This is a genomic window from Leisingera sp. F5 (assembly GCF_001593695.1).
In genome coordinates this window covers 1-1,929 of the sequence record NZ_LUKH01000647.1, presented here as the reverse complement: position 1 = coordinate 1,929, position 1,929 = coordinate 1, and the positions used below count along the sequence as shown (strand labels likewise).

The following is a 1,929-nucleotide window of genomic DNA, read 5'->3' as shown; positions in this document are numbered from 1 at the left end:
CGCCATCATTGGCACAATGGACGTCGTGTTCGGGGAGATTGACCGTTGAAACTGCCTGCCCTGTTTCATCTTTTCAAAAATACTCCCGCCGGAGGCATCCGCGCGGGCAACGCCCACCAAAAGGTGATCTGATGCTGCGCCGTCTCCACTCAGAACAACCCGACAGCTTTGCCTTTACCCCGGCCAACCAGGCCTGGGCTGAGGCACAGATCACCAAATATCCTGAAGGCCGCCAGGCTTCGGCGGTTATCCCGCTCTTGTGGCGCGCGCAGGAGCAGGAAGGCTGGGTCACCAAACCCGCAATCGAGCACATCGCCGATATGCTTGGCATGGCCTATATCCGGGTGCTGGAAGTGACTTCCTTCTACTTCATGTTCCAGATGCAACCGACCGGTTCCGTTGCCAATATCCAGATCTGCGGCACCACGTCCTGCATGATCTGCGGGGCCGAGGATCTGGTCGCAGTCTGCAAGGAAAAGATCGCCGGGAAGCCGCACACCCTGTCGGCCGACGGTAAATTCACCTGGGAAGAGGTCGAGTGCCTTGGTGCCTGCACGAACGCCCCGATGGCGCAGATCGGCAAGGACTATTACGAGGACCTGACCGTCGAGAGCTTCACCAAATTGCTGGACGATCTGGCGGCGGGCAGGGTGGTGGCGCCGGGTCCGCAGAATGGCCGTTACGCGGCCGAGCCGAAATCGGGCCTGACTACACTCATAGACTTTGACAGCGGCAAAACCCAGTACAACGCGTCAGTGCAGCTGGCGATGGACATCAAGGACGGCGTCAAGCGCATCCAGGGGGATGAGGTGCCGCTGCTAACCCCCTGGGTTGGCAAAGACGGCGTTGTCGCAGGGCGTGCTGCGGCGGATGCACCGCCCAAGGCACCGGAGGCTCCCAAGCCTGCCGCGAAACAGGCAGAAGAAGTTGCCAAGGCGGCGCCCAGAAAATCGGACGCGGCTGAGCCTGCCTCTCCGGAAGGGGCAGCGGAGAAACCTGCGGCGGACGGCCAATCAGAGGAAGGCCAGCCTGAGATCCTGAAAGAAGCCCGCGGCGGCCTGGCGGATGATCTGAAACTTCTCAAAGGGGTCGGGCCGAAGCTGGAGCAGACCCTGAATGAACTGGGTTTCTTCCATTTCGACCAGATTGCCGACTGGACTGAGGCAGAGGCCGCCTGGGTTGATGCGCGGCTCAAGTTCAAGGGCCGGATCGAACGGGACGGCTGGATTGAACAGGCGAAGCGCCTGCAGGTGGGCGATGAGACCGAATTCGCCAAACGTGCCAAAGAAGAGCACATCTACGACGACAAGGAAGACTGATCGGGAGGCGGCCCGCAGGGGCCGCGTCCGGGTGATAGGGAACAGATGACCAAGGAACAGGACCAGGCCATTGCAGCAAAGGGCCGGCACATCGCGCTTGTGATTGCCGGGACTATTTCGCTGTGGATTGCCGTATCGCTGTTCATCGGCCCCATGCTGGGACTGCCGGGGCGCTTTGCGCTGCTGTTCGACTTCGCCGCTCTGGCAGGCATGATTTATGCCTTGGTCAACATATTTCAACTCTGGCGCATGCGCCGGGCCAATGAACAAGAAAACCAAAGGTAGGCACACATGCTGAAGGATCAGGACCGGATCTTTACCAACCTTTACGGGATGCACGAGCGTAACCTGGCGGGCGCCAAGGCGCGCGGCCATTGGGATGGCACCGCCGGCATCGTTGAGAAGGGCCGCGACTGGATTATTCAGACCATGAAAGACAGCGGCCTGCGCGGCCGCGGCGGCGCGGGTTTCCCGACCGGCCTGAAGTGGTCCTTCATGCCCAAGGAAAGCGATGGCCGGCCGGCCTTTCTGGTGATCAACGCGGATGAATCCGAACCCGGCACCTGCAAAGACCGCGAGATTATGCGCCATGATCCGCACACCCTGATCG

2 protein-coding genes and 1 pseudogene are annotated in these 1,929 nt (G+C 60.9%); all 3 read left to right on the top strand.

What is annotated here, in order from left to right:
• The first annotated feature begins 131 nt into the window (after nucleotides 1-131).
• A complete protein-coding gene (locus tag A2I95_RS34340) occupies nucleotides 132-1,319 on the top strand; it encodes an NADH-quinone oxidoreductase subunit E (protein ID WP_027258417.1) in 1,188 nt (395 codons plus the stop codon).
• A 45-nt stretch (nucleotides 1,320-1,364) separates the two neighbouring features.
• Nucleotides 1,365-1,604 carry a DUF5337 domain-containing protein gene (locus A2I95_RS34335; protein ID WP_027258418.1) on the top strand — a complete coding sequence of 80 codons (240 nt, stop codon included), beginning with the start codon at nucleotides 1,365-1,367 and terminating at the stop codon, nucleotides 1,602-1,604.
• A gap of 6 nt (nucleotides 1,605-1,610) precedes the next feature.
• Nucleotides 1,611-1,929 (top strand): annotated as a pseudogene (locus A2I95_RS34330) (NADH-quinone oxidoreductase subunit F); the annotation flags it as partial.

Coding starts and splice junctions, on each gene's coding strand:
- A2I95_RS34340 (WP_027258417.1), top strand. CDS start 132: ATGCTGCGCCGTCTCCACTCAGAACAACCCGACAGCTTTGCCTTTACC.
- A2I95_RS34335 (WP_027258418.1), top strand. CDS start 1,365: ATGACCAAGGAACAGGACCAGGCCATTGCAGCAAAGGGCCGGCACATC.